The 20,510-nt window shown below is 69.1% G+C and carries 24 protein-coding genes; 7 read left to right on the top strand and 17 right to left on the bottom strand.

Going from position 1 to position 20,510, the window contains the following annotated elements; all coding sequences use genetic code 11:
* Positions 1–864 (bottom strand): BON domain-containing protein (locus tag I9P22_RS07645; protein ID WP_233253273.1); only part of this gene is annotated, 864 nt, incomplete at its 3' end.
* A 62-nt stretch (positions 865–926) separates the two neighbouring features.
* A complete protein-coding gene (gene ubiA / locus I9P22_RS07640) occupies positions 927–1,898 on the bottom strand; it encodes a 4-hydroxybenzoate octaprenyltransferase (RefSeq protein ID WP_199258810.1) in 972 nt (323 codons plus the stop codon).
* Between the two features lie 16 nt (positions 1,899–1,914).
* On the opposite strand from ubiA, the gene I9P22_RS07635 reads away from it, so the two are divergent.
* The gene (locus I9P22_RS07635) at positions 1,915–2,634 is read left to right on the top strand and encodes a 16S rRNA (uracil(1498)-N(3))-methyltransferase (RefSeq protein WP_199258803.1); all 720 of its coding nucleotides are present in this window, start codon (positions 1,915–1,917) and stop codon (positions 2,632–2,634) included.
* A 238-nt stretch (positions 2,635–2,872) separates the two neighbouring features.
* Positions 2,873–3,067, top strand: coding sequence for a DUF1127 domain-containing protein (locus tag I9P22_RS07630; RefSeq protein ID WP_199258801.1), 195 nt, complete (start codon positions 2,873–2,875; stop codon positions 3,065–3,067).
* Positions 3,068–3,196: 129 nt separating this feature from the next.
* Here I9P22_RS07630 and I9P22_RS07625 read toward each other — a convergent pair whose 3' ends face one another.
* Together I9P22_RS07625 and msrA are read right to left on the bottom strand one after the other, a co-directional pair.
* Positions 3,197–4,066, bottom strand: coding sequence for a 50S ribosomal protein L11 methyltransferase (locus tag I9P22_RS07625; protein WP_199258799.1), 870 nt, complete (start codon positions 4,064–4,066; stop codon positions 3,197–3,199).
* A complete protein-coding gene (msrA, locus tag I9P22_RS07620; protein ID WP_199258797.1) occupies positions 4,067–4,651 on the bottom strand; it encodes a peptide-methionine (S)-S-oxide reductase MsrA in 585 nt (194 codons plus the stop codon).
* Between the two features lie 139 nt (positions 4,652–4,790).
* On the opposite strand from msrA, the gene I9P22_RS07615 reads away from it, so the two are divergent.
* A complete protein-coding gene (locus I9P22_RS07615; protein ID WP_199258796.1) occupies positions 4,791–5,774 on the top strand; it encodes a P1 family peptidase in 984 nt (327 codons plus the stop codon).
* Positions 5,775–5,994: 220 nt separating this feature from the next.
* Positions 5,995–7,467: an NAD-dependent succinate-semialdehyde dehydrogenase gene (locus I9P22_RS07610; protein ID WP_199258794.1), complete on the top strand. Its 1,473-nt coding sequence runs from the start codon at positions 5,995–5,997 to the stop codon at positions 7,465–7,467.
* A 45-nt stretch (positions 7,468–7,512) separates the two neighbouring features.
* Here the strand turns inward: I9P22_RS07610 and I9P22_RS07605 are convergent, their stop codons facing one another.
* Positions 7,513–8,259, bottom strand: coding sequence for a DUF1013 domain-containing protein (locus I9P22_RS07605; protein WP_199258792.1), 747 nt, complete (start codon positions 8,257–8,259; stop codon positions 7,513–7,515).
* Between the two features lie 159 nt (positions 8,260–8,418).
* Between I9P22_RS07605 and I9P22_RS07600 the strand changes: the two genes are divergently transcribed.
* Complete coding sequence (locus I9P22_RS07600) at positions 8,419–9,048, top strand: ribonuclease T2 family protein (RefSeq protein WP_199258790.1); 630 nt, start codon at positions 8,419–8,421, stop codon at positions 9,046–9,048.
* 138 nt (positions 9,049–9,186) lie between these two features.
* Here I9P22_RS07600 and I9P22_RS07595 read toward each other — a convergent pair whose 3' ends face one another.
* From I9P22_RS07595 to I9P22_RS07540, 12 genes are all read right to left on the bottom strand, one after another.
* Positions 9,187–9,465, bottom strand: coding sequence for an I78 family peptidase inhibitor (locus I9P22_RS07595; RefSeq protein WP_199258788.1), 279 nt, complete (start codon positions 9,463–9,465; stop codon positions 9,187–9,189).
* Between the two features lie 10 nt (positions 9,466–9,475).
* The gene (locus tag I9P22_RS07590; protein WP_199258786.1) at positions 9,476–9,814 is read right to left on the bottom strand and encodes a hypothetical protein; all 339 of its coding nucleotides are present in this window, start codon (positions 9,812–9,814) and stop codon (positions 9,476–9,478) included.
* A 117-nt stretch (positions 9,815–9,931) separates the two neighbouring features.
* Complete coding sequence (locus tag I9P22_RS07585; protein ID WP_199258784.1) at positions 9,932–10,576, bottom strand: TetR/AcrR family transcriptional regulator; 645 nt, start codon at positions 10,574–10,576, stop codon at positions 9,932–9,934.
* Positions 10,577–11,423: 847 nt separating this feature from the next.
* Entirely contained in the window at positions 11,424–11,813 is a 390-nt protein-coding gene (locus tag I9P22_RS07580) for a hypothetical protein (RefSeq protein ID WP_199258782.1), read from the bottom strand.
* On the bottom strand, positions 11,810–12,913 hold the full coding sequence (flhB, locus tag I9P22_RS07575) for a flagellar type III secretion system protein FlhB (RefSeq protein WP_199258780.1): 1,104 nt from the start codon (positions 12,911–12,913) through the stop codon (positions 11,810–11,812). Before flhB ends, I9P22_RS07580 begins: the two co-directional genes overlap by 4 nt.
* Entirely contained in the window at positions 12,913–13,668 is a 756-nt protein-coding gene (locus tag I9P22_RS07570; RefSeq protein ID WP_199258778.1) for a flagellar biosynthetic protein FliR, read from the bottom strand. Before I9P22_RS07570 ends, flhB begins: the two co-directional genes overlap by 1 nt.
* The gene (locus I9P22_RS07565) at positions 13,665–15,758 is read right to left on the bottom strand and encodes an FHIPEP family type III secretion protein (RefSeq protein ID WP_199258776.1); all 2,094 of its coding nucleotides are present in this window, start codon (positions 15,756–15,758) and stop codon (positions 13,665–13,667) included. Before I9P22_RS07565 ends, I9P22_RS07570 begins: the two co-directional genes overlap by 4 nt.
* Entirely contained in the window at positions 15,755–16,012 is a 258-nt protein-coding gene (locus I9P22_RS07560) for a hypothetical protein (RefSeq protein ID WP_233253277.1), read from the bottom strand. Before I9P22_RS07560 ends, I9P22_RS07565 begins: the two co-directional genes overlap by 4 nt.
* Positions 16,013–16,017: 5 nt before the next feature.
* Positions 16,018–16,884 (bottom strand): flagellar motor stator protein MotA, encoded by an 867-nt coding sequence (gene motA, locus I9P22_RS07555; protein WP_199258772.1) that lies wholly within the window; start codon positions 16,882–16,884, stop codon positions 16,018–16,020.
* A 7-nt stretch (positions 16,885–16,891) separates the two neighbouring features.
* Positions 16,892–17,431 carry a MotE family protein gene (locus I9P22_RS07550; RefSeq protein WP_199258771.1) on the bottom strand — a complete coding sequence of 180 codons (540 nt, stop codon included), beginning with the start codon at positions 17,429–17,431 and terminating at the stop codon, positions 16,892–16,894.
* Complete coding sequence (locus tag I9P22_RS07545; protein WP_199258769.1) at positions 17,424–17,771, bottom strand: hypothetical protein; 348 nt, start codon at positions 17,769–17,771, stop codon at positions 17,424–17,426. Before I9P22_RS07545 ends, I9P22_RS07550 begins: the two co-directional genes overlap by 8 nt.
* Positions 17,768–18,253 carry a flagellar basal body-associated FliL family protein gene (locus I9P22_RS07540; protein WP_199258767.1) on the bottom strand — a complete coding sequence of 162 codons (486 nt, stop codon included), beginning with the start codon at positions 18,251–18,253 and terminating at the stop codon, positions 17,768–17,770. Before I9P22_RS07540 ends, I9P22_RS07545 begins: the two co-directional genes overlap by 4 nt.
* Before the next feature lie 117 nt (positions 18,254–18,370).
* Between I9P22_RS07540 and fliF the strand changes: the two genes are divergently transcribed.
* Entirely contained in the window at positions 18,371–19,951 is a 1,581-nt protein-coding gene (fliF, locus tag I9P22_RS07535; protein ID WP_199258765.1) for a flagellar basal-body MS-ring/collar protein FliF, read from the top strand.
* 59 nt (positions 19,952–20,010) lie between these two features.
* On the top strand, positions 20,011–20,508 hold the full coding sequence (locus tag I9P22_RS07530) for a hypothetical protein (protein ID WP_233253272.1): 498 nt from the start codon (positions 20,011–20,013) through the stop codon (positions 20,506–20,508).
* The last annotated feature ends 2 nt before the right edge of the window (positions 20,509–20,510 follow it).

The following is a 20,510-nucleotide window of genomic DNA, read 5'->3' as shown; positions in this document are numbered from 1 at the left end:
CGAGGGCGCGCCCAGGCCCAGCGGGCAAGGCGGCTCGCCGGGCACCCCGGCCGCGCGTCCGGCGGCCAGGATGCGGTCGCGGGCGCTGCCGGTATCGGCGGCGCAGGCGTCGAAGCGCGCACCGGCCGCATCCTTGACGAAGCGCAGGGTGAAGGGCGCGATCACTGGCCGCGGCGCCGTGATATCGGCCTGCAGCGTCACGCTTGCCGGCCGGGCGCGCTGCAGCGCCGCCTCCAGCGACAGCTTTTCGCGGGGATTGCCGGTGACGGCGCGGACCGAGACCTTGCCCGCCGCCACCGAGACCTTGGCCTGCTCCGCCAGCTGCGCAGCCCTGAGGCCGAAGGCGAAGGCTTCCTCCCAGCCCTCGGGCACCGGGTAATCGGCGGTCTCCATCAGGTCGGCGACCTGGGTCACGCCGGTCTGGCGCTTCAGCCGCTCGACCAGCGCTGCCCGGTCCAGATCAGCCGGGACCAAGCCGATGATCGAGATCCCCTCGTCATTGCGCAGCAATTCGACCTGGAAGGCCGGGGTGGCCAGGGCGGCGGCGGCGGCCACCTGCATCTCGTCCACCACCCGGCCGGGACCGACCACCGTTTCCGCCCGGGCCCGGGCGCGGAAGCGCTGCACCTCGTCCGGGGCGACGCCGCCCAGCTGCACCTGCAGCCCGTCGGTCTGCACCGTCACCCAGTCGTAATCGGCCAGTGCCGCCGAGACGTCCCGCTCGGCCCGGCTCTCGACGAAATCGGCGGCGGCGGTGGCGCCCCACAGGGACAGGCCGCCGGCCGCGACAAGGGCGATCAGGCTGGCTGCGACAAGGGAACCCCGGCGCGCGGGGCGCCCTGCGGATCGCTGGGGATTGGCCATCAGGGGAACCTTCGGGCTGTTTCCGACCCGCCGCATGTAATGCCTGCGGCGGATTTTCGCAATCAGACCAGGCCGGCCAAGGCAAGAAACAGCGCAACCACCAGCCCGGCATCGCGGTTGCTGCGAAACAGCCGCAGGCAACCGGCGCTGTCGGTCCTGTCGAAACGCCAGAGCTGCCAGGCCAGATGCGCGGCAAAACCGACGACGCCCAGCAGGCCCAGCATTAGCGCCAGGCCCTGCGGCGCCGCCGCCAGCACCGCCAGCCCCAAGAGCAGCACCGCGCCGATGCCGAAGCCCGCCAGCCAGCGCGGCGTGTCGGCCCCGAACAGCCGGGCGGTGGACTTGACGCCGATCAGCGCGTCGTCCTCGGCATCCTGGTGGGCATAGATCGTGTCGTAGAAGACCGTCCAGGCGATGCCCGCCAGATAGGCCAGCACCGGCGCCGGGGCCAGGTTGCCCATATGCGCCGCCCAGGCCAGCAGCGCGCCCCAGTTGAAGGCCAGGCCCAGGAAGACCTGCGGCCACCAGGTGAACCGCTTGGCGAAGGGATAGATCGCGACCAGCGCCAGCGACGCGACCCCCAGCGCGATGGCCGCGCCCCCCAGCGTCAGCAGGATGGCGAAGCCGGCCAGCGCCTGCGCCACCAGCCAGACCATCGCGCCCCGGACTGTCACCTGCCCCGAGGGGATGGGACGCGAGCGGGTGCGCGCCACCTTGTCGTCGATGTCGCGGTCGGTGATGTCGTTCCAGGTGCAGCCGGCGCCGCGCATCAGCACCGCGCCCACGCCGCAGGCCACCGCGATCCACAGGTCGCGCCATTCCGGCCGGTCGGCGATCATCGCCAGCCCGATGCCCCACCAGCAGGGCAGCAGCAGAAGCCAGGTGCCGATCGGCCGGTCGGCGCGGGACAGGCGCAGCCACGGCCTCCAGCCGGGCGGCGCGTAGCGGTCCACCCAATTGTCGGGCGGCGCGTCGGCAACGGTGCTGTGGCCCTCTGGCGTCGGCCCCTCTGGCGTCTGACGGTCGGTCTGCATTAGGCTGCGCCCCATCATGGCGAAAATCAGACTGTTCATAGATCACCCGCTGGCCGAGGGACAAGGCGTCGAGCTGAATCCCGACCAGGCGCATTACCTGTCCTCGGTCATGCGGCAGGGTGTCGGGGACGAGATCCTGGTCTTCAACGGCCGCGACGGCGAATGGCTGGCGCGGATCGAGCGCATCGCCAAGCGGGGCGGCGCGCTGGAGGCGCTGCGCCGGACCGCGCCGCAGCTGGACCCGCCGGACCTGTGGCTGGTCTTTGCCCCGATCAAGAAGGCGCGCACCGATTTCATCGTGGAAAAGGCGGCCGAGATGGGCGCCGCCCGCATCCTGCCGGTGCAGACCGACCACACCAATTCCGAGCGCATCCGCCAGGACCGCCTGCAGGCCCATGCCGTCGAGGCGGCCGAGCAATGCGGCGGCACCTTCGTCCCCGAGGTCGCCGCGCTGGTGCCGCTGTCGCGGCTGCTGGACGGCTGGGATGCCGGGCGGTGCATCCTCTGGGCCGACGAGGCGCTGGCGGGGCCGGCGCAGGTTCTGTCCGGCCTGCCGCGCGGTCCCTGGGCGATTCTGATCGGTCCCGAGGGCGGCTGGTCCGAATCGGAACGCAAGCGGCTTTCGGCCATGGATTGCGTCACGCGCATCGCGCTGGGGCCGCGGATCCTGCGCGCCGACACGGCTGCCGTGGCGTCACTGGCGCTGTGGCAGGCGGCACTGGGCGACTGGCGTTGAGCGAACCGGGCTGAATCGCGCAATCTTCCTGCAGCAAACCGACCCACGGCAGGAGAATATTGCGCCGCAGCATCGGTTAGGACGTCTTGCCGCAAAAAGTTAAGTATTCCTACGCCTTATGCACGCGCTGCATGGCAGAGATGCTGGTTTGTCCGTGGTTTTCGCAAAATGCCCAGCCTATATGCTGTGCATCAACGAAGCGCCCGATGAGCGGGCAATGATCTCAAGGTGAAAAACTATGTCGGCGATTGACACGAACCGCATCCATGGCGGGGCGGGCTCTCTCGGTATTGGCTCGAAGATCTGGGCGGCCCTGTCGGCCTGGAACGATGCGCGCGTGACGAAAAACGCGCTGAGCCGTCTTTCGGATCGCGAGCTGGACGATATCGGTCTGTGCCGCGGCGATATCGAACGGATTGCGCGCGCCCGCTAAACAGCGGTTGAAGACGCGAAAACGGCTGCGCGGAAACCCCGAGGCAGACCTTTTCCCGGCCCGGAGGGGCAAGACGACCAGGCGGCCCGCAAGGCCGCCTTCAGTATTTTCCGCGGGTGCTTCCGGCACTCAGCCGCGCCTGACGACCAGGGTCGACCATTCGCCGAAGTCGTCGCGCCGCTCCAGCGCCAGCCCGCCCGCCGCATAGGCCGCGATCACCTCCTCGGCCTGGGTGGCCAGGATGCCCGACAGGATCGCCCTGCCGCCCGGCGCGACGTGGCGCACCATGTCCGGCACCAGGTCGATCAGCGGCTGCTTCAGGATATTGGCGAAGACCAGGTCGAAGGGCGCCGCGTTCTCGATCAGCGGATGGTCGAATCCCACCGCCTCGACGCATTCGACGCGGCCGTCCAGCCCGTTGGCGATGACATTGGCGCGCGCCACGTCCACCGCCTGCGGGTCGATGTCGCCGGCCAGCACCATCACCGGGAAGGACCGCGCCGCCGCCATGGCCAGCACCGCGGTGCCGCAGCCGATATCGACGATGCGCTGCGGCTCGGCGCCCTCGGCGATCATCCGGTCCAGCGCCAGCAGGCAACCCTTGGTCGTGGCGTGATGGCCGGTGCCGAAGGCCATGGCCGCCTCGATCAGCAGCGCCTCGGCGCCTTCGGGCACCTTGTCGGCGTCATGGCCGCCATGGACGAAGAAGCGCCCGGCCTCGACCGGCGAAAGCTCGCGCCGGACATGGGCCACCCAGTCCACCTCGGGCAGTTCCGAGACCGCGAAAGGCTCGGCGCCCCAGGCCGCGGCCAGCAGCGCCAGGGCCACATCGTCGGGGGCCTCGGTGAAGTAGAGCCCCACCTCCCAGCGGTTCGAGCCGTCCTCGATCTCGAAAACGCCGGTGCCGACGGGCTCGGGGGTCAGTTCCTCGCCCGCCTCGGCAAGCGCCTCGGCCGCCTCGTGGCCGGTGGTATGGGTCAGCGCGGTCCAGGTCGGCATTCAGTATCCCTCGGCTGTATCGGTCAGGGGGGCTTTGACACCCGTGCCGCGCAAGCCGCAATAGCCATCGGGATAGCGGTCGAGATATTGCTGGTGGTCGTCCTCGGCCCGCCAGAACGGCGCGGCGGGGATGATCTGCGTGGTGATGTCGGGATAGCCCTGCACCGCCAGCCGGTTGCCGTAATCGGCCTTGCTGAGCTCTGCCGCCGCCTTCTGGCTGTCGTTGAACACCATGATGAGCGAGCGGTATTGCGAGCCGACATCGTTCCCCTGGCGGTTGCCCTGCGTCGGATCGTGGTTTTCCCAGAAGATCTGCAACAGCCGCTCATAGCTGACGCGCGAGCTGTCATAGACCACGCGCACCACCTCGGCATGGCCGGTGCCGCCGGCGCAGACCTGCTTGTAGCTGGGATTTTCGGCGGTGCCGCCGGCAAAGCCGACCTCGGTCAGCCAGACGCCCTCCTGCTGCCAGAACAGCCGCTCGACGCCCCAGTAACAGCCCATGCCGAAGATCGCCTGATCGTAGCCTTTCGGTATTTCGGCATCCAGCGGCCGGCCGAATATCCTGTGGATGGGGGCATTCATGGTTGCGTCCTTTCGCATGTCCTGCCGCCTTAGGTAGGCGCGGCGGTCCCGTCCTGCAACGCCGGAATGCGGCCGCGGGTTGCGGGCAACGGGGGGCGTCGTGCAGACTGCGGGCCGACCCCGCTTGCATGAGGCCCCGATGCGTCCCGGACCGCGAAACCTGATCACCGATGTTTCCGGCCTGCGGGTCGGCAATGCCCGCGACGACGCACTGCGCTCGGGCACGACGGTGCTGCTGGGCGAGGCCGCCTTCGCCTGCGGCGTCAACGTCATGGGTGGCGCCCCCGGCACGCGCGAGACCGAGCTGCTGGCCCCCGACAAGCTGGTCGGCGGGGTGGATGCGCTGGTGCTGTCGGGCGGCTCGGCCTTCGGGCTTGCCGCCTGCGACGGCGTCTCGGACGGGTTGCGCGCCATGGGCCGGGGCTTTCCGGTCGGCCCGGTGCGCGTGCCCATCGTGCCCGGCGCCATCGTCTTCGACCTGCTGAACGGCGGCGACAAGGATTGGCAGACGAACCCCTATCCTGCGCTCGGCCGTGCGGCGCTGGACGCCGCATCGGCGGATTTCGCGCTTGGCAGCGAGGGAGCGGGCACCGGCGTCATGACACGGCACTGGAAGGGCGGGCTGGGTTCGGCCTCGGCGGTGCTGGAAAGCGGCATCACCCTGGGGGCGCTGGTGGTGGTGAACGCGCTGGGATCGGTGACGGCGGGCGAGTCCCGGCAGTTCTGGGCCGCACCGTGGGAGCTTGGGGGCGAGTTCGGCGGGCTGGGCCTGTCCGGTCCCTACCCCGCCGCGCATGAGCCGAGCCCCATGAAGCGGCTGGGCGAGGCGACGACCATCGCCATCGTCGCGACCGACGCGGCGCTCGACAAGGCCGGGCTGACCCGGCTGGCCACGGCGGCGCAGGACGGCATGGCCCGCGCCATCGTGCCCAGCCATACGCCCTTCGACGGCGATCTGGTCTTTGCCGCCTCGACCGGCGCGAAGCCGCTGCCCGATCCGGCGCTGACGCCCTTCCAGCTGGGCCACGCCGCCGCCTGCACGCTGGCCCGCGCCATCGCGCGCGGCGTCCACGCGGCCCGCCCGCGGCCGGGCGACCTGCAGCCCTGCTGGGGCGCGGGCTGAGGAATTGCCGGGGCCGAAAATGGGACGGCGCTCGAGAGAGAGAGGCGCCGTCCCGGTCACACACGCCAAGAGGGAAAACCTGACGATAAGGAGGCAACGCCGGAAAACCCGGGCGGGTTCATCACGATTTCTCGACTCTGGGCGGCGGCGAAGCTGTGGCTTGCGTTGCCCGGGCAAAAGCGCAAGCCTGCAACGCGACCGGACTGGAAGGAGCCCCGCCATGAACAAGCCTGCGACCGAGCTGAAGATGCTGCTGAAAGACCCCTCGCTGCTGGAGACCCGCGCCTATGTCGCCGGCGAGTGGGTGAACGCCGACGACGGCAAGACCTTCCCGGTGGTGAACCCGGCCCGCGGCGACGTGATCGCCGAGGTCGCGGACCTGTCCCGGGCCGAGGTCGCCCGCGCCATCGCCGCCGCGGCCGAGGCGATGAAGGGCTGGGCCGCCCGCACCGCCAAGGAGCGCGCCCAGGTCATGCGCAAATGGTTCGACCTGATGATCGAGAACCAGGACGACCTGGGCCGCATCCTGACCGCCGAACAGGGCAAGCCGCTGCCCGAGGCCAAGGGCGAGATCGCCTATGGCGCCAGCTTCATCGAATGGTTCGGCGAGGAGGCCAAGCGCATCTATGGCGAGACCATTCCCGGCCACCAGCCCGACAAGCGCCTGACGGTGATCCGCCAGCCGATCGGCGTGGTCGGCTCGATCACGCCCTGGAACTTCCCCAACGCCATGATCACCCGCAAATGCGGCCCGGCCATCGCCGCCGGCTGCGGCTTCGTCGGCCGCCCCGCCGCCGAAACGCCGCTTTCGGCGCTGGCGCTGGCGGTGCTGGCCGAGCGCGCGGGCGTGCCCAAGGGACTGTTCAGCATCGTCACCTCGTCGCGCGCCTCGGACATCGGCAAGGAGTTCTGCGAGAACCCGCTGATCCGCAAGCTGACCTTCACCGGCTCGACCGAGGTCGGCCGCATCCTGCTGCGCCAGGCCGCCGACCAGGTGCTGAAATGCTCGATGGAGCTGGGCGGCAACGCGCCCTTCATCGTCTTCGACGATGCCGACCTGGACGCGGCGGTCGAGGGCGCCATGGCCTCGAAATTCCGCAACAACGGCCAGACCTGCGTCTGCGCCAACCGCATCTATGTCCAGGCCGGCGTTTATGACGAATTCGCCAGAAGGCTGGCGGCGGCGGTGGACAAGCTGCGCGTCGGCGACGGGCTGGAGGAAGGCGTGACCACCGGCCCGCTGATCAACCGGGACGCGGTCGAAAAGGTCCGGGAACATATCCAGGACGCGGTGGAGGGTGGCGCCACCGTCGTCACCGGCGGCAAGCCGCGCGACGGGCTGTTCTTCGACCCGACGGTCGTGACCGGCATCACCGACAAGATGAAGGTGGCGACCGAAGAGACCTTCGGCCCGCTGGCGCCGCTGTTCAAGTTCGAGACCGAAGAGGAGGCGGTCGCGCGCGCCAATGCCACGATCTTCGGCCTCGCCTCCTATTTCTATGCCCGCGACATCGGCCGCATCACCCGCGTGCAGGAGGCGCTGGAATACGGCATCGTCGGGGTGAACACCGGCATCATCTCGACCGAGGTGGCGCCCTTCGGCGGCGTCAAGCAATCCGGCCTCGGCCGCGAGGGCTCGCGCCACGGCATCGAGGACTACCTCGAGATGAAATACATCTGCCTGTCGATCTGACCGGCCAGGAAGAAACCCCGGAGCCTGGCTCCGGGGTTTTCGCGATCAGCGGCGGTCGTCCTCGTCGTCGTCCGCGTCGGGCAGGTTGAAGAAGCTGTCCGCATCCAGGCCGTCGTCCTGGTCGGGCTTGTCGTCGTTCTTGCTGAGGCTGAAATTCTCCAGCCCGGCGATCGAACTGGGCAGGCGCGGCTCGTCCGGCATGGCCAGCGAGGTTTCCGTGGACAGAAGCTTGCGGCGCTCGTCATCGGTCATCGCCCCGCCCTCGGCGGCCTTGCGCTTGGCGGCCTTCTGCACGGCGGCGTCCAGCTCGGACTGGCGGCACAGCCCCAGCGCCACCGGGTCGATGGGCTGGATGTTCTGGATGTTCCAATGCGTGCGGTCGCGGATCGAGGCGATGGTCGGCTTGGTGGTGCCGACCAGCTTCGAGATCTGCGCATCGGCCAGCTCGGGATGGAACTTGACCAGCCACAGGATGGCGGCGGGCCGGTCCTGGCGCTTGGACAGCGGCGTGTAGCGCGGGCCGCGGCGCTTCTCCTCGCCCTCGGCGGCAGGATTGTGCTTGAGCTTCAGCTTGTAGAGCGGATTCTTCTGGCCCTTCTCGATCTCGGCGGCGTCGAGCTGGTTCGAGGCGATCGGGTCGAATCCCTTGACGCCGGCGGCCACGTCGCCATCGGCGATGCCCTGCACCTCCAGCTCGTGCATACCGCAGAAATCGGCGATCTGCTTGAAGCTCAGCGTCGTGTTGTCGACCAGCCAGACGGCGGTGGCCTTGGCCATCAGCGGCTTGTTCATGACCTTCTCCTTAACATATCTCTTCCGGCCGGGGAAAACGGCTTTCGGCGGCTGCCATTCCATTTTCGGGGGATTGACGCGCTATATAGGGCCAGAAAAGGCCGAAATAAAGCCTGAATTTCGTGGCGCGGCGCCGGGGCCGGCGCTAGGTTCGGCGCCATGAAAGCCCTTGCCGCAACCGCCGCCCTGCTGCTTGCCCCCGCCGCCCTGGCCCAGGACGTCGCCGGGCGCTTCGACTATTACATCCTGTCGCTCAGCTGGTCGCCCAGCTGGTGCCGGGCCGAGGGCGATGCCGAGGACGCCGCGCAATGCGATGCCGGCCGCCGCATCGGCTTCGTCGTGCACGGCCTCTGGCCGCAATACGAGCGCGGCTGGCCCGAGGATTGCCGGACCGGCGCCCGCGACCCCTCGCGGCGCGAGACCCGGGCCATGGCGGATGTCATGGGCTCGGGCGGGCTGGCCTGGTATCAGTGGAAGAAGCACGGCCGCTGCTCGGGCCTGCCGGCGCGGGACTATTTCGCGCTGACCCGCAAGGCGGCCGGGGCCATCGCGATCCCCGAGCCGCTGCGCCGGCTCGATCGCGACGTGACCCTGCCCGCGCAGGTGGTCGAGGCGGCCTTCATCGAGGCCAATCCGGCGCTGACCCGCGACGGCATCACCGTCACCTGCCGCGACCGCGCCCTGCAGGAGGTCCGCATCTGCCTGACCCGCGAGCTGGAACCCCGCGCCTGCGGGGTGGATGCACGGCGCGATTGCTCGGGCAGCTTCCTGACGCCCGCGCCGCGCTGATCAAGCGACCGGCGAGCGGGCCTTGGGATCGGCGGCCCCGGCGAATCGGGGTTTGCCCTGTCGGGCGAGGGGCGGGCACGGCAATGCCGATAGGGCCTGGCAATGCTGAAAGGGCGCCGCATGGGCGCCCTTCCGGTCTCAATAGCAGCCGATCTTGGCGATCCGGCCGTCCTTGCCGATCTCGAAATTGATCCGCTCGGCGCGGAAATCCGCCGTCACCGGATCGCGGGGGCCGATGATGCGGCTGCCCTGCGGCAGCGTCATCGCCCCGAGCACCGCCCGCGGTTGGCCGATCAGGCCGCGGAACTGCGCCGCCTTGCAACTGTCGGGCGCGGGCTGCGGCGCTGGTGCCGGGGGCTCGGCCGGGACGCAGGCGGCCAAGGCGCAAAGCGGCGCCAGCAGGAAAAGCCTTCTCATCCCGCTGTCCTCAGCCGCAGTCGATGTTGTAGATGTTGCCCGCCGCGTCCAGGCGGAAGACGATGCGCAGCGGATCGTATTCCTGCGGCTCGATGCCGCGATATTCGACCACCCGATAGTCGCGCGTCACCCCCAGCGACGGGATGATGGTGCCGGGCTGGCCCAGGGCCGAAACATAGTCCTTGGCATGGCAGGCGTCGGGTTCGCGCGATTCCAGCCCGCTGACGTTGGCGACGGGCACCGGCGGCAGCGGCGCGACGGCCGGCACCGGCTCGGGCGCGGTTTGATAGGCCGGCGCGCAGGCCGCCAGGGGGGCAAGGGCAAGAAGGGCGATCAGGGCTCGAGTCATCAGGCAGTCATCCAGTGCGAGAATTTCTGTCGCCGCATCATAGGCCTTGCGCGCGGAAATGAGAAGCAGCCCGCCCCAAGGTGGCGCCGGGCGTTGCATGGCGACCGCATCCGGCCGCTATTCCGCCGCTGCGGCCAGCGAGTCGCTGCCGCAGCCATAGCAGGCCAGGAACATGGCGACGGCGCTGCGGCTGACCTTGCGCAGCAGGTCCTTGTCCACCGATTGCGGGCCCAGGAACAGGGCACGATCATGGATGCGGACGCTGGACAGCTCGATCAGCTGGTCCGCCGCCAGTTCCAGGTCGGGGATGCGCAGCTCGCCGCGCTGGATGCAGCGATCGAAATAGCGCACCAGCTGCTGGCGCAGCAGCGTCGGGCCGGCCTCGTAATATTCCCGGGCCAGCGAGGGGAAGCGCTCGGCCTCGGCCACCGAGACGCGATAGATGCGCAGCCCGAATTCCGAGATCATGTGCGCCGAGATGATCTGCACGATGAAGGGCAGCACCTGTTTGACCGGCAGGTCAACCTCGATCAGGGCGCTGGCATCGGCGGCCTCGCGCGCCAGCTCGTTGCGGAAGACCTCCATGAACATGACGCGCTTGTCGGGGAAATAGCTGTAGAGCGTCGCCTTGGAGACGCTGGCCTCGCGGGCGATCTCGTCCACGCTCGCCCCCTCGAAACCGTCGCGAAGAAAGACTTTCCGGGCGCCTTCCAGCACCTGCGCGAATTTGCGGCCGCGTGCCACGGGAAGTGCCCTGGGCATCCTCGACAACCCTCCTACTCCTTAACCCTGCCCCGCGAAACCGGCGGAACACCTACTCAGACACCGCAAACGCAACCCTGGCCGGGTCCTTCCTTCATAAAGGAGGAGCCGGATTCTTGCAAAGCTTCTGCGCCGTGGCGCCATTATGTACAAATCGTCTGCAATGGATGGCCCAAGCACCGCCATGGATCAATAGCCAATCCACGGCCCGTCCCGATACCGCACCGGATAGCGCCGAAGCAAAGGGAAAATGGGCATTTTTCCGCCCAGAATCCCGCAGGACGGCTGCGAAGTGCCCGATTTCGCAATTCATCCACAGGGCGAGTTTCGTCGAATTGCGCATAATCCCCTTCCGGCGCGGGGCCCGATGGGAAAACCCCGGCCCCGACCGGCCGCGCCGGATTGCCGCAACGGCGGCGCCAGCGCAACGCACCCCTCCAATGTGATTCGGCGGCCATCGGGAACCCCGCCGCCGTAGGGTCGGCGGCGCGTCCCGGCACGGCGTCGGGTGAGGCAGCGCGGCCCAATAGCGGCATGATCCGGCATGGTTCGATGGCCGGGCGCAGCATGGCTTGGCGTGACACGACTTGCCGTGACACGGCCGATGCCGCCCGCTCCGGCCGGGATGGGCGCGGCCGCACGGCAAGCCGCCCGCACCGGCACAGGTGGCAGCGGCGCAGGCCGACCATCCGAGATGTCGGTCCGGCACAGGTGGTTCGGCCGGAGCGCGGCCTTCCGCACGGATAGCGCATCGCAAGCCCCGTCTCCGCGGCCATCCCGACGACGGGACGGCGATCCGCGCGTCCACCGGGGCCGAGGCGCGGGGCGATGGCAAAACCAAGGCCGCTCATGGCGCGCCGCTCCGCCGCATCCGGTCCTGCCTGGCCCGCGCGGCCAGGGTCTCGCGCAGCGCCTGGACGGCCTCGGCGCGGCCGAATTCCCGGGCGGCAGCCTGGCGCGCCGCCTCATAGCCGGGCAGCATGCGTTCCAGATCGCGCTCGGCGGACAGCAGGGCCCGGCTGCGCTCGCCGGCCAGCAGGTTGGCCAGCCGCGCCTCGGCGATCGAGAAGCCGGTCTCGGCGCCGTAAAGCGTCTCGAGCGCCTGGCCAAGCTGGTCAATCCGCTGTCGCGCCGCATCGACATGGGCCCGGAAGGCCGCGAAGCGCCGCAACTCCAGATCGGCCTTCAAGCGAGCGATGCGCTCCAGCCCGGCCAATGCCTGTTTCTCGCGACTCATCCGCCCTCCTTGCGCCGCATCGGCGCCCCCCAGCCCTCGCGCGCCTTCTTGCGCATCGCCTCGGCAAAACGGATCGCCGCGGCCACCGGGGCGAAATGCTCGGGCCGGATCTCGGCGCCGATCTCGACCGTGGCATGCAGCGCCCGGGCGCAGGGCGGGTCCGACCAGATCGGCACGCGATGGTCGTTCGCGCGCTCGCGGATGCGCCGGGCGACCTCGTCCACCCCCTTCGCCAGGCAGACCGGCGCACGGCCGCTGCCGCGCTTCCATTCCAGCGCCACGGCGTAATGCGTCGGGTTGACGATGATCACATCGGCCTTTTCCACATCGGCCAGCATCGAGCTCAGCACGATGTCCACGCCCTTCTGCCGGCGCGCGGCCTTAAGATGCGGGTCGCCCTCGCTTTCCTTGTGCTCGTCCTGCATCTCGCGGCGGGTCATGCGGTGGCGCTTGAGGTATTCCAGCCGCTTCCACAGCAGGTCGATGCCGGCAAAGGCGATGCCGATGCCCAGCGCCAGCCAGATGGCGCGGCGCAGGATCAGCCCCAGCGCCTCGACCCATTGCAGCTCCGCCATGCTTTCCGAGCGCATCAGCCAGGACAGCAGCGCGCCGTAAAGAAACCAGCCGCCGGCGCCGACCAGCAGCGCCTTGCCCAGCGAGATGGCAAAGGAGACCAGGCCGCTCTTGCCGAATTTCTGGCCGGCATTCCGGAACGGGTTGATCCGCTTGGGATCGGGCAGCAGCTTCTTGGGCGTCAGCACCAGCGAGCGCTGCACCACGATCCCCAGCAGGATCGGCAGGGCCATGATCGCCACCGCCGCCAGCGTGGCCCCGCCCGCCTGCAAGGCCAGGGCCCGCGCCAGATCCATGACCGAGCGGCCGGCGGCATCCGGCCAGGGCTCGCTGCCCAGGGCCCTGGCAGCCATCCTGACCCAGGCCGGCACCGCCCAGGCCGCGGCAAAGATCACCGCAAACCAGAAGCCCAGATACATCAGCGCCGATTGCAGCTCGGCCGAGCGCGGCACGTCGCCTTCCTCGCGGGCCTTGCGCAGCTTGCTTTCCGAGGCGTCGTATTGCTTGTCGTCGTCATCCTCGCTCATCAGGGCAGGTCCTGCATGACGTCCAGGACCGCCTCGGCCCAGACCGACAGGATCGAGGGCGTCAGCACCGCCAGCGCCAGCAGCGCCAGCAGGATCGCCCCCGGGGCGGCGATGAACACGACGGGCAGGTTGGGCATCACCTTGCTGATCATGCCCGACAGGACCTGGAACAGGAATCCGCCCAGGATGAAGGGCGAGGCCAGCAGCATCGCCAGCACGAAGCCTTGCCGAACCAGCGCCACCGCATGCGGCAGGATGTCGGCGACCTGCGGCCAGGCGCCCAAGGGCCGCAGGCTGAGGCTTTCCCGCAAGAGGTCGCAGGCCAGCACCGGGAATCCCAGCGCCATCACCACGGCAAGCCCCGCCAGGTGCATCAGATTGCCGATCGGATGCGGCGAATATTCATTGGCCACCCCGACCAGCTGCGACAGCGAGGCGGTGGCGGCGATCGCCGTCGCCGCCACGTCCAGCGCCAAGGCGAAAAGCCGCACCAGCCCGCCCAGCGCCAGCCCGGTCAGGATCTCGGCCCCGGCAAGCGCGGCCAGCCGCAGCAGCGTATCGGCGGCGGCGACCGGCTGGGCATGTTCGGCCAACAGCGGCGTCACCGCCATTGCCAGGGCTGCGCGGACCCGCACCGGCAGCCCGCGTTCGGAAAACACCGGCAGCATCAGGAAACAGGCCTGCACCCGGCAATAGACCAGCAGAAGCGCCGTCAGGCTGGCGGCCAGGCGCGGATCGCCAAGGAGCTGGCTCATGCCGCGACCGTGCCGCGCAGCAGGACCTGGGCCGAGGGATCGATCTCGTCCAGCCCCAGGACCGGCGTCGCCACCCCGGCCGAGGCCAGCATCATGCGGATCAGGCGGCGGCGGTGATCGGGCACTGCCAGCACCGCCTCGACCCCGGGGTCCAGGAGGCCCCGCAGGGCGACCTGCACAGCCTCGGCCAGGCGCTTCTGGATCTGCGGCACGATGCTGGCGCCGCTGCGCGCCGCCTCGGCCTCGGCGCGGGTGATCTCGGCCTCCCATTGCGGGTGCAGCTGCAGGATGCTGAGGGTTCCGCCCTCGTCCAGGAACTGCTCGGTGATCTGGCCGCGCAGGCGCTTGCGCACCTGTTCGTAGACCGCCTCGGGGCTGGGGGCGTTGCGGGCCTCGTGCACCGCATCGGTGATCAGCGCCAGGTTGCGGATCGAGATCCGCTCCTCGAGCATGCCGCGCAGCACCGCCAGCAGCATCTCGGGCGATACCTTGTCCGGCACCATGCAGTCGAAGAAGCGCTGGTTCAGCTGGGCGCGATGCTCGTCCGAGACGCTGCACAGCTCGCGGATCATGCGCTGCATCGAGGACAGGGTCAGCAGCGCCGGCAGGTTGGTCTTGACCACCTCCATCAGATGCGTGGACAAGATCTCCATCGGCGTGACCACCGTGGCGCCGGCGATGGCGGCCTCGTCCTGCCAGTCTGGCGGGATCCAGCGCGCGGCGCTGCCATAGACCGGCTCGCGCACGCTTTCCCCGGCCAGGCCCTCCAGCGTGGCCTCGGAGCCCAGGGCCAGGATACCCAGCGGCCGCAGCGTGCCCTTGCCGCGCACCACGCCCTGCAGCCGGATGACATAGTCCCCCTCGTTGAAGCCGATGCCGTCGGTGATCCGCACGTCGGGCAGGATCAGCCCGTAGCTGCGGGCGATATGCAGCCGCAGGTTGGTGATGCGCTGGCCCAGGCCGCGCGCCGGATCGAGCGCGGCAAGAATGAGCCCGGCGCCGATCTCGACACAGATCTCGTCGGTGTCCAGCACGTCGCCGATGCGGGGCTGCGCCATGGCCGCGGTTGCCGCCGGCTCGGCCGCCGGCGCCTCCCCGGCCGGGACCGGCAGCTTCCTGGAACGGATGAACCAGGCCGCGCCGCCAAGCAGCGCCGCCAGGCCGAAGAAGATCGGCATCGGCATGCCCGGCACCAGGCCGATCAGGACCATGCCGCCGGCGCAGACGAAGGGCACCTGCCAGTTGCTCAGCAGCTGCTGGGACAGCAGGTCGGCCGTGGTCTCGGTGGCGCCGCCGCGCGACAGCAGCAGCGCCGCCGCCATCGAGGTAATCAGCGCCGGGATCTGGCTGACCAGCCCGTCGCCGATGGTCAGCTTGGAATAGGTGGTCATCGCCGCGCCCACCGGCATGCCGTGTACCAGCACCCCTGCCGCCAGGCCGACGAACAGGTTGATCATCGTGATGATCAGGCCGGCGATGGCATCGCCCTTGACGAATTTCGAGGCACCGTCCAGCGAGCCGAAGAAACTGATCTCGCGCTGTTCACGGATGCGGCGGCGCTTGGCTTCCTCGTGGTCGATGGCGCCGGAATTGAGGTCGCCGTCGATGGCGAGCTGCTTGCCGGGCAGCGAATCCAGCGCGAACCGGGCCGAGACCTCGGCCATGCGCCCGGACCCCTTGGTGATCACCATGAAATTCACCACCGAGATGACGGCAAAGACCGTCAGCCCCACCAGGAGCGAGCCTCCGGCGACGAATTCGGCGAAGCCCTCGATGACATGGCCCGCGGCAGAGGGGCCGTTCTGCCCATGGGTCAGGATCAGCCGCGTCGAGGAGATGTTCAGCGACAGCCGGATCAGCAGCGAGACCAGCAGCAGCACCGGAAAGGCCTGGAAATCCGTGGGCTTCTCGACCAGCGAGGCCATGACCAGGATCAGCGTCGCGGTGGCGATGGACAGCGCGATCCCCATGTCCAGCAGCGTCGCCGGAATGGGGATGACCATGGACAGCACGATCAGCACCAGCACGCCGGTGATGATCAGCGGCCGCGTGGCCAGTGCCGCGCCCTGGCCGGTTTCGGCGATGCTCATCGGCTTTCCCCGGTTCTGGCTGGCGCCAGCAGGCGCTCGGCGGTCCATCCCGGCCCGGTCATCATCCCCGAGCGGCGCAGGAAGATCAACACCTCGATGCGGTCGGCGGGCGGCAGGCGCATCAGCCGCTCGTCAAGCTCCGGCGGCAGGTCCTCGCCGTTCAGCAGCCGCTCCTTGGCGTCGCGGATCATGGCATCGCGGGTCCAGCTCCCCTCGAGGGAAGCGGCCGCAAGCGCGGTGGACAGGATCAGCATGGCGATCACGATGCCCTCTTCAGTTCGCGCAGCGCGTTCTCGAGTTCGCCGAAGGAGGGGCGGACATGGTCGGGCGCGGTCTGGCGTCCGACCTCGACGCAGAGGTTGGTGGCATGCTGGTGCAGGCCTGCGACCAGCACGGACTTGATCACGTCGTAGAAGGCCTGGTCCTGCTTCATCACCGCCGAGAGCCGCTGCGCAAAGGGCGCCACGATCGCATAGGCCAGGAACACGCCCAGGAAGGTTCCGACCAGGGCGCCGCCGATCATCTTGCCCAGCACCTCGGGCGGCTGGTCGATGGCGCTCATGGTCTTGATCACGCCGAGGACGGCCGCGACGATACCCAGCGCCGGCAGCGCATCGGCCATGTTCTGCAGTGCATGCGGCGCGTGCATCGCCTCTTCGTTCATCAGGCCGATGCGCTGGGACAGCATCTCCTCGACCTGATAGGGATCGTCGTAGTTCAGGCTGGCCGAACGCAGCGTGTCGGCGATCAGCGTCACCGCATGCTCGTCCGCCAGGATGCGCGGATAGGCCTGGAAGATCGCCGAGGCCTCCGGGTTCTCGATATGCTCCTCGAGTTCGACGGGACTGGAGCGCGCGATCCGCAAGAGCTGGAACAGCAGGCACAGCACGTCCTGCAGGTCGGATTCGTGCCAGCGCGGCCCCTTCAGCGATCGGCCCATGCCGACAAGGGCCTGCTTGATCACCGCCGTCTCGTTCGACAGCAGGAACGAGCCGATGGCCGCGCCGCCGATCATCATCATCTCGAAGGGCAGCGAGTGCAGGATCACCCCCAGCTTGCCGCCCGCCATAATATACCCGCCGAAGACCATGGCGAAGGTCACGACGATGCCGATCATGCCGATCATGGGCTACCTACTTTCTGGCACGGATTGCGCCCATATACGAGGTCAGGACCGCTGCCTGGCCCGGCTCGACCGAGGCCATGATGCGCGCGCCGGTCTCGGGCTGGACACGGGCGAGGATCTGGGCGGCGAAATCGGGCGGCAGGTTCGACAGCACCATTGCCGCCTGCTCTGGCTTCATCTGGTCGTAGACGGCGATCAGCTGCGCGATGTCCTCGGTCTGGGCCTGGGCATAGCCCTGGTCGTCGCGGTCGATCTGCTGCTTGAGCTTGCGCAGTTCGACCAGCTTCTTCGTCAGCTGCTTTTCGGCGAAGGCGATCTCGGCCTTGCGGCGCTCGATCTCCTGCATGTAGCGGTCGATGCGCAGCGCGCGCGTGCGCAGCGTCTCGGCCAGGGCCACCGCCTCGGGGACGTCGGTGCAGCCGGCCATCAGTTCGGCCGGTTCGGCATTGGCCTTCAGGCGCGCGGTGCCGTCCATCAGCATGACGGCCTGCGCCGCGGCGGCCAGAACCAGGACGCCGCCCAGGAAGGAAAGGACCGGCCTACGCATCGAGATGCGCCCCCTCGCGCCGGCGGCGGCGTTGCAGCCGGACATGCCGGGCCGGGCCGGCCTCGGCGAATTTCTGCTGCAGCATCCAGAAGGCCCGCTCCTCCTTGGCGCGCTCGATCTCGTCGGACAGGGCGCGGGTGGCCGCCATCGCCTCGGCCTTGGCCAGCAGGATGGATTTCTCCAGCCGGCCGATCTCGCTGGTCATCACCGCGATGGCGCCGCCCAGCCCGGTCTCGAGATCGTTGAGCTTGCGCAACCGCCGCGCCAGGGCAAAGCAGAAGGCCGACAATCCGACAGTGAAGGCAATCAGAACCACCTGCAAAAGCTGGGCAATCGTCATTGGATCCGGAACTCCGTGATGAGGATGTCGGTGAATGCCTCCCTGCCCAGGACAAAGACGGCGCGGGTCGCCATCTCGTCGCGAAGGATGTCCAGTATCCCGCGCTTCTCGAAGGCCGAGGCGTCGATATCCGCAAGGAAGCTGTTGAAGGTGTCCAGAAGCCGCGGGGTCAGGTAATCCACCTCGGCCCGATGCGCCTGGTCGGTCTCGATCTTGACCGTCATCACCAGCATCCGCGCCCGCGGCCCGGCCAGGGTCAGCACGATCTGCGGAATGTCGACGAAGACCACGGCGGGCAGCGCCGCCTCGGCGGCCGGCGTTTCCTGCTGCGGGGCCAGCAGCGACAGCGGCGACCAGAAGCCCAGCCAGGTCGAGGCGAAGCCCGCCCCGCCCAGGCCCAGCGCCAGGCCCAGCGGCAGAAGGATGCGGCCAAGCCCCCTGCCGGATTTCTCTTCCGTGTTGATGTCGGCGACATCGCTCATGGTGATTCTCCATCCGTCTGCGGTCTGGATAGCACCCGCGGGCTAACCAATTCTTAATCGCCCCTGTGCCAAGAAGGGCCCCGACGAAGATCACGCCGATTCGGGAAGGGGGCGGTTTTGCTGAAGCTGCAGGACTACTGGCGCGAGAGAAGCGCGAAGCAGAAGATCATCCTGGCCGCGGCCTTCCTGTTCACGTTCGCGGCGATTGCCGGCCTGTCCTGGATGGCCAGCCGGCCGGGCATGGCGCTGCTCTATTCCGGGCTCGACCCGCAGCAATCGGGGGCGGTAATGGCAGCGGTCGAGAAATCCGGCGTGCCCTACGAGATCCGCGGCGATTCGATCTGGGTCGAGGAAGGCCGCCGCGACGAACTGCGCATGGCGCTGGCCGGCGAGGGGCTGCCCTCAAACGGCGGCACCGGCTACGAGATCCTGGACGGCATGTCGGGCTTCGGCACCACCTCGCAGATGTTCGACGCCGCCTATTGGCGCGCCAAGGAGGGCGAGCTGGCCCGCACCATCCTGGCCCTGCCCAATGTCCGCTCGGCCCGGGTCCACCTGGCGGTTCCCAGCGGCCGAGGCTACCGCCGCGAGGCCGAGGCGACCGCTTCGGTAACGCTGACCACCGACGGCACCGCCATCAGTCGCAGCCAGGCCAAAGCACTGAAATTCCTGGTTTCCTCTGGTGTTCCGGGCATGTCGGCGGACCGGGTGGCGGTAATCGACAGCGAACGTGGCGTGGTGTCCTCGGGCGAGGAATTCGCCGGCGAGGATCGCGAGGCCGACATGAAGCGCAATGTCGAGCGCATCCTGGCCGCGCATGTCGGCAGCGGCAATGCCATCGTCGAACTGCATCTGGACGTGGTGAACGAATCCGAGCTGCTGACCGAACAGCGCTATGACCCGCAGCAGCGGGCGCTGATCTCGCAGGAGACCGAGGAGACGGCGGATCAGAGCACGAATGCGCAGCAGGGCGCGGTCACCGCCGCCTCGAACCTGCCCGAGGGCCAGGACAGCGGCGGCGAACAAAGCAAATCCTCGCGCTCCGCCACCCGCCAGCGCTCGAATTACGAGGTCAGCACGCTCACGCGCGAGGTCACGCGCCAGCCCGGCGCCACCCGCCGCCTGACGGTCGCGGTTCTGGTCAACGGCGTCGCCCGCACCGATGCGAATGGCGAGACCACGCTGGTCCCGCGCGAGGAGGCCGAGTTGCAGGCGCTTCGCGAACTCGTCGCCTCGGCGGTGGGTTTCGACGAAGGCCGTGGCGATGCGATCACCGTGAAGTCCCTGCCCTTCGCCTCGCTGTCCGAGGCGGGCACGCTGGCCAGCCAGGGCGGGCTGCTGTCGAGGCTGGACCTGAACGGCTTCATCCGCATCCTGCTGGTCGGCTTCTTTGCCCTGGCGCTGGCGGCGTTCCTGCTGCGGCCGCTGCTTCGGGCCCGGCCGGCCGGCCATCCCGCCCTGGCGGCGCTGGACCAGTCAGGCCCGGCCGGGGTGAAATCCATCGAGGCCGGCAAGCCCGCGGCCGAGACCGCCGCCGCCGTCGCAGCGGTTGCCGAAATCGTGCCGGAGGTCGACTTCACGCCGGTCGCAGGCGGCGGCGATCCGGTCGGCCGGCTCAAGGAACTGATGAAATCGCGCAAGGACGAAAGCCTGCAGATCCTCTCCGGCTGGATCGAGAAACGTGAGGACGCGCTGTGAGACCCGCTGCATTGCGCCTTGATTCCTTCGCCGCGGCCCAGGCCCGGCCGGCACGGCCGATGACCGCCGCCGATGTCGAGGCGGCCTTTCACCGCGGCCATGAACAGGGCCTGACCGAGGGGCGGGAGCGCAGCCTCGACGCCCTGACCCGGGCGCTGGAAGACATGCGGCAGGACATGCTCGCCACCCGGCAGGCCGAGGCGGCGCTGCGCCGGGAAATCAGTGCCGGCCTGGCCCCGGTCCTGCAGGCCATCGTGGCGCTCCTCGCCCCGCGCTCCGAGCGCGAGCGGCTGCGGGATGCCCTGGCGGCAGAGATCGCCCGGCTGGTCGAACATGCGCCGGACTGCCGGCTCATCCTGCGCTGCCCCGCCGATCTGCAGCCGGACCTTGCGGATTGTCTCGACCGGGCCGGGTTTGCCGGGGCGCGGGTCGAGGAGTTGCCGGCCGGGGCGCGCATGGTCGAGCTGCTCTGCAGCCAGGGCCGGATCGCCTTCGATCCGGCGCGGGTCGCGACCGACCTGACAGCCATCATCGACGACATCATGACCGAGGAGTGATC

The sequence above is a fragment of the Paracoccus binzhouensis genome, from assembly GCF_016446475.1.
GTDB lineage: Bacteria > Pseudomonadota > Alphaproteobacteria > Rhodobacterales > Rhodobacteraceae > Paracoccus > Paracoccus binzhouensis.
This window is presented reverse-complemented; position numbering and strand designations above follow the sequence as displayed.